Here is a 6,269-nt window from a genome sequence, read left to right as displayed (position 1 = left end):
ATCTACTGACGGCCACGTAAGCCATCAGGTGTTGCGAGGACCCCGAGAATCCGCCCGCAGCCGGGGGCATCGTCGGAGTACGTGGGGTGCTGGACGCCGTCCTGGACACGGGTGGGCCCTGGATGTATGGGGTCCCGGACTCCGGGTGGGTCCTCGGGTCAGCCCTGGTAGGGCTCGCCCGGTTGATTCTCGGCTCAGCCCTGGTAGGGCACGGACTTGAGGATCCTCACCGAGGCGAGCTTTCCGTTCGGCAGCTCGTACTGGGCGTCCTCGCCGACCTTCTTGCCGCTCACGCCGGAGCCCAGCGGGGACTGCGGCGAGTACGTCTCGATGTCGGCGCTCGCGTACTCGCGCGATGCCAGCAGGAAGTCCAGGGTGTCGTCCTCGTCGCCGTCGAAGGCGATGGTGACGACCATGCCGGGTGCGACCACACCGTCCGCCGCGGGGGCCTCGCCGACCTTGGCCTTCTCCAGGAGCTGGGTCAGCTGGCGCACACGGAGCTCCTGCTTGCCCTGCTCCTCCTTGGCCGCGTGGTACCCGCCGTTCTCCCGCAGGTCGCCCTCCTCGCGCGCCGCCGCGATCTTGGTGGCGATCTCCGTGCGCGCGGGACCAGACAAATACTCCAGCTCGGCCTTGAGCTGGTTGTACGCCTCCTGGGTCAGCCAGGTGACGTTCTCGCTGGTCTGGGTCACAGGTGCTCCTCGTAGGTACTGGAAATACAAAGCATCGCCCTACCCAGAAGAATGTTCCTTCACAGGTGGGCGAAACCACGAGCCTAACAATTCAGCGGCTGAAGGGGGAGGACATAAGACATCAGAATTACGTCAACGCAGGTCAGCACGTAAGTGCTGGGGGTGACGTCAGTCGTCGTAGCAGCCCAGCAGCTCCGCGGTGGTGCCCTTGGCGGTCGTGCGCAGGGTGAGGACCTTGTCGATGCGGGACGCGTCCTGGTCGAAGCGGAAGTCCGCGCGGCCCACCTCGGCGCCGTCCGCGGCCTGTGAGCGCAGCGTGCAGTAGCCGTGGGCGTCCGCGTCCTTGCGTACTTCCAGGTGCACCTCGACCGCGGTGTCCGAGGCACTGAACGTGATCACCTCGGCGCTGATCTTGGTCCCGGCGATGTGGTCGTACCCGTACCAGCCGATGAGCACGAGCAGGATCCCGCCCAGCACACCTCCGACGACCTTGAGTTTCCGGTCGGCGCGCTCGTCCGCGGAGCGGCCGTACCGGCCCTCGGGCAGCTGCGTGCTCGCCGTACTCATGGTCGTCCTCTCGGCGGGGGTGGCGGCATGGGTCCAGGAGGCCCAGGGGCCGGGCCCCGGAATTATTCGCCCCCCGATTCCGTCACTATAGAAGCCGCCCATCGAGCTGATTCACGCCGGGCGCCGACTTGCCGACTGGCCGACTTACTGAGGATTGAGTCTTGACTGACCAGCTGCGACTGATGGCCGTGCACGCCCACCCCGACGACGAGTCGAGCAAGGGCGCCGCCACCATGGCGAAGTACGTGTCCGAGGGGGTGGACGTGCTGGTCGTGACCTGCACGGGCGGCGAGCGCGGCTCCATCCTCAATCCGAAGCTTCAGGGTGACAAGTACATCGAGGAGCACATCCACGAGGTACGCAAGAAGGAGATGGACGAGGCGCGCGAGATCCTCGGCATCAAGCAGGAGTGGCTCGGCTTCGTCGACTCGGGCCTGCCCGAGGGCGACCCGCTGCCGCCGCTCCCCGAGGGCTGCTTCGCGCTGGAGGACGTCGACAAGGCCGCCGGCGAGCTGGTGAAGCAGATCCGCGCCTTCCGTCCGCAGGTGATCACCACGTACGACGAGAACGGCGGCTACCCGCACCCCGACCACATCATGACCCACAAGATCTCGATGGTGGCGTTCGAGGCGGCGGCGGACGCCGAGAAGTACCCGGAGTCGGAGTTCGGTCCGGCGTTCCAGCCCCAGAAGCTCTACTACAACCAGGGCTTCAACCGTCCGCGCACCGAGGCGCTGCACAATGCCCTCCTTGAGCGTGGCATGGAGTCGCCGTACGGGGACTGGCTGAAGCGGTGGTCGGAGTTCGAGCGCACCGAGCGCACGCTGACCACGCACGTTCCGTGCGCCGAGTTCTACGAGATCCGCGACAAGGCGCTGATCGCGCACGCCACGCAGATCGACCCCGACGGCGGCTGGTTCAAGGTCCCGTTGGACCTCCAGAAGGAGGTTTGGCCGACCGAGGAGTACGAGCTCGTGAAGTCCCTCGTCGATACCTCCCTCCCCGAGGACGACCTCTTTGCGGGCATCCGCGACAATGCCTGACATGAGCGCAAGCCTGGCACTGACGCACCTCGTCCCCCTCGCCAAGGAGGTCGACGAGAACAAGGTCACCCCCGGCGTCCTCGGCTTCATCGTCTTCGCGGCGATGGCCCTGGCGGTGTGGGCACTGATGAAGTCCATGAACCGGCACATGGGGAAGGTCAACGACACCTTCGAATCGGGTGCCTCCGGCAAGGGGGGCGGGGGTGGCTCCGGGGAGGCGCCCGGCGGCCCGGACGCCTCAGCCGGGGAAACCTTGCCCGCGAAGACCTCACCGGCGAAGGCCGAGAAGGGCTGAGCTGACCGGCGCAGGCCGGGAGACCTGACCCGCGGTGAGCCGCCACGCCTCTCTGTGGCGTGGCCGGTGAGCGCCGGTGGTGGCTGAGCCGTCAGCGGGCGCGGGGGGGGGTTTGTCAGCGTACGCCGGTACGGCGAGGTGCCCGTCGGCGTGCGCTGCCGGTGAAGCCGTGGTGCCGTACGGAGTCGGTCGGTCCGGGAGCGGGGGCTCAGCGGGTCCGTGCGGCGCCTGTCGGGCATACGCCGGTTACGCGCGGTGTTCGTCGGCGAGTCCCGTGTGCCGCGCGGGTCTCGGTGGCGTGAGTCGGTACGGTGCCGGTCTTGTTGGCGTATGCCGGGCCCCCGCCGCCGTCACCCCCGCCCCGCGCCCACCGTCACCCCCATCACATCCCGGGCATGCCGTTTGGGCACCATCTGTAGACGCCAGGCCTGCCAGCCGGTTTCGAGGCTTACGCCTCGCTCCAGGAGGAGCTGGTACGCCTCGACGTAGTCGTCGAGTTTTGTGTCCCGGGTTGCGTGGCCGGTGCGGGAGAGGCGGCTGAGTTCCTCCTGGGCGACGGCGGTGCCGATCTCGGAGCCGCCGGGGGCGGCGTAGGGGAGCAGGGTGCAGCGCAGGAAGCGGGCCCAGTCCTCGCCGCGGCGGTCGCCGTAGGAGGTGAAGAGGGTGATGGCCTCGTCGCAGAGTTTCAGTGCCTGTTGGGTACGGGCGTTGCCGCCGTCGACCACGGCCAGCTCCAGGCACGTCCACGCCTCGCCGTGCGCGACGCCGATGCGCTGGAAGTCGGCGCGGGCGTCGACGAGGAGCTGGCGGGCGAAGCCGGAGTTGCGCAACGAGCCTGTCTGGCCTGCCCGTTGGTCGCGGGTGACGCGGGCGGAGTGGTGGCGGGCGCAGGCCAGTCCGTACACGTCGCGCATGCGGGAGAACATCGTGCGGGAGTGCTCCAGTTCGCGCACCGCCTGGTCCAGGTTGCCGGTCTCCTCCAGGGCCTGGCCCAGGTAGTACAGCGTCCACGCCTCGCCGCGCGCGTCCTCGTTGTCGCGGTGCCGGGAGGCCGCCTGGCGCAGGCCGTCGACCGCGGGGGACGGGTCGCCGGCGACGAGGCGGGCGCGGGCCAGCTGGGTCAGCGCCCAGGCCTCGCCGCGGGGGTCGCGGGTGCGGCCGTACAGGTCGAGGGCCTCGCGCAGCTCGCGTTCCGCGCGCGGTACGTCGCCCATCCGCAGGCCCAGTTGGCCGAGGTGGAAGTGCGCCCACGCCTCGCCGTGCACGGACTCGCTCTCGCGGTGCAGGACCAGGGCCCGGGTGAGCAGGTCCTGGGCCACGGCGAGCCGGGAGCGGTCGCGCTCCACGCCGGCCAGCGCGTGCATCGTCCAGGCGCGGTCCCCCGCCAGCTCGGGCGAGGCCTGGAGGTCCATGGCCTCCTGGAGCTTGGCCGCGGCCTCGGTGAGGTTGCCCTGGTGGTGGAGGGTGATGCCGAGGGAGCACAGGGCCAGGGCGGCGCCCGCGTCGTGGTGGGCCTCGAAATAGAGGTCGACGACCGAGGAGAGTGTCGTACGGGCCTTGTCCAGTTCGCCCAGCTGGCGGGCCGCGATGCCCGTACGCCACTGGACCGAGCGGACCAGGAGGCCCTGGTCGACGGCCTGCGTCAACTCGCTGATCTCGCCCAGGCGGTAGAGGTCGCCGCGCAGCAGGCAGTAGTCGCAGAGGGCGCCCAGGAGATGGAGTACGGCCGCCTGGTCCACGCCCTCCGCGTTCCGCAGGGCCGCTGTGATGAAGCTCGACTCGTCGTCCAGCCAGCGCAGGGCCGCATCGAGAGAGGTGAAGCCGTGCGGGCCGAACCGGTCCGCTCGTGTGGACGTCTTGCCGTCGACCAGCCGGATCACGGAGTCCGCGAGCTCCGCGTAGTTCACGATCAGGCGTTCCTGGGCCGCCGTACGCTCGGCCGGTTCCTCCTCGTCCAGGAGGCGGGCCTGGGCGAAGGTGCGGACGAGATCGTGCAGGCGGTAGCGGCTGCCGCGGACGTGGTCGATGAGGCCCGCCCGGGAGAGCGCGGTCAGATGGCGGGTGGCCTCCGGCTCGTCCGTGGCGAGGAGGGAGGCGGCCGCGACCGCGCCCAGCGAGGCGCGGCCCGCGAGGGCGAGGCGGCGCAGGAGCCGGCGTGCTGTGTCCGTCTGGTCCGTGTAGCGCAGCCACAAAACGCGCTCGACCGGTTCGACCGGGCCGTACGCCGCCAGGTCCGAGGCCAGTTGGCGGGGTGTCCGGGGGCCGAGCGAGGAGCCGGCGATGCGCAGGGCCAGCGGCAGACCGCCACACAACTCCCTTACGCGCTCGGAGGATTCGGCGTCGTAGGGGCCCGACTTGTCCTGTGCCGCGGCGTTCAGCAGTTCCTCGGCGCCCGCTGCCTCCAGCGCCTCGACCGGGAGCTGGTGCACCCAGGCGGCGAGGTCGGCGGGCAGGTCGAGGGGTTTGCGGGCGGTGACCAGGACCAGGCTGTCCGAGCGCTCGGGGACCAGGATGCGGACCTGTTCGGCGTCACTCGCGTCGTCCAGCACGATCGTCACCGGCAGGCCCGTCAGGTGCTGGTGGTACAGCTCGGTCAGCCGCCTGACCTGCTGGTCCTGCTGGTTCTGCGAGGAACGCTCGCGGAAGAGGAGCTGTTCGCGCGGTGCGCCGAGACGATTCAGCAGATGGAGCAGCGCGTCCCGTGTCGTCAGCGGCGGCTCCTCGGGGTTGTCGCCGCGCAGGTCCACCACGCACGCGCCCCGGAACTGGTCCTTCAGGGCGTGCGCCGCCCGGATCGCGAGCGTGCTGCGGCCGGCGCCGGGCACGCCGTACAGCACCACCACCGTCGGCTTCGTCTCCGTGCTCGCGCGCGCCGCGTGCACCCACTGGGCGACCCGCGACAGCTCGGCGCGTCGACCCGTGAACGGGCCTTCCGGGTCGGGCAGTTGACCGAAGGACTGCTCCAGAACACTGCGTCGCCGTGCCGCCGCGCTCTTGTCGGTGCGGCGCAGCTGGGGCCCGCCCTGCTTCGTGCCGGTGGAGGCGTTGAGCACGCGCTGCTGGTCGAGGAAGGGCCGGATCCCGCGTACCTCCAGGGCCGTCAGCCACTGCAGACGCAGTTGCTCGGCGCCGCCCGGCTGCCCCAGTGCCCCGGCCCGGCGGCTCGCCGCCGGCAGATGCGAGGCCGTCACCTTGACCACGGTGGCCGCCGCGCCCACCACGCCCACCGTCGCCCCCGCACCGAACGCCGTCCCCGCGCCCGTACCGAGCGCCAGGTCCGCCGCGACGGCTGCGACGGCAGCAACGACCGCCACCAGCAAGGGAGTTCCGGCGCCGTCGCGGGCGTACCGCTGCCCGAACGTCAGCCGTCCCGCCTCCGCCTCGTCGAGCGCTCCCGTGTACGCCCCGTACTCCTCGGCCGCCGTCTCTCCCATCGCCTCCAGCGCACCCCGGGCCCGCGAAAGAAGCACGCCCCCGTCGGTACGTCCCCCCGACCGCCGTACCTCTTCCTCCACGGCCCGGGCCAACAGCCGCTCGGCATCCGCCCGGTGGCTGTCCCGCATGTCACGTCCCCCTCCGGCGGCAACATCTGTCGCTGCCAAGTGTCCTGCGTACGGGGCGTCCGCGCGAGGGTGCGCACCGATCATCACGGTGGCTGCGCTGATCCGTGGA

At 70.7% G+C, this 6,269-nt stretch carries 5 protein-coding genes; 2 read left to right on the top strand and 3 right to left on the bottom strand.

Features of this window, described 5'->3' with window-relative positions; all coding sequences use genetic code 11:
* Positions 1 to 194 precede the first annotated feature (194 nt).
* Both greA and ACFWP7_RS30230 read right to left on the bottom strand, forming a co-directional pair.
* Positions 195 to 692: a transcription elongation factor GreA gene (gene greA / locus ACFWP7_RS30235; RefSeq protein WP_384387641.1), complete on the bottom strand. Its 498-nt coding sequence runs from the start codon at positions 690 to 692 to the stop codon at positions 195 to 197.
* Positions 693 to 860: 168 nt separating this feature from the next.
* Positions 861 to 1,259: a DUF4307 domain-containing protein gene (locus tag ACFWP7_RS30230; protein ID WP_384387638.1), complete on the bottom strand. Its 399-nt coding sequence runs from the start codon at positions 1,257 to 1,259 to the stop codon at positions 861 to 863.
* Between the two features lie 161 nt (positions 1,260 to 1,420).
* Here ACFWP7_RS30230 and mca point away from each other — a divergent pair, with 161 nt between their 5' ends.
* Positions 1,421 to 2,302 carry a mycothiol conjugate amidase Mca gene (gene mca / locus ACFWP7_RS30225; protein WP_384387635.1) on the top strand — a complete coding sequence of 294 codons (882 nt, stop codon included), beginning with the start codon at positions 1,421 to 1,423 and terminating at the stop codon, positions 2,300 to 2,302.
* Position 2,303: 1 nt separating this feature from the next.
* On the top strand, positions 2,304 to 2,597 hold the full coding sequence (locus ACFWP7_RS30220) for a hypothetical protein (protein WP_384387632.1): 294 nt from the start codon (positions 2,304 to 2,306) through the stop codon (positions 2,595 to 2,597).
* Between the two features lie 350 nt (positions 2,598 to 2,947).
* Here the strand turns inward: ACFWP7_RS30220 and ACFWP7_RS30215 are convergent, their stop codons facing one another.
* Positions 2,948 to 6,160 (bottom strand): tetratricopeptide repeat protein, encoded by a 3,213-nt coding sequence (locus ACFWP7_RS30215; protein ID WP_384387630.1) that lies wholly within the window; start codon positions 6,158 to 6,160, stop codon positions 2,948 to 2,950.
* Between the last annotated feature and the right edge of the window lie 109 nt (positions 6,161 to 6,269).

The organism is Streptomyces sp. NPDC058470, from assembly GCF_042721055.1.
In the GTDB taxonomy this organism is placed as follows: domain Bacteria; phylum Actinomycetota; class Actinomycetes; order Streptomycetales; family Streptomycetaceae; genus Streptomyces.
This window is presented reverse-complemented; position numbering and strand designations above follow the sequence as displayed.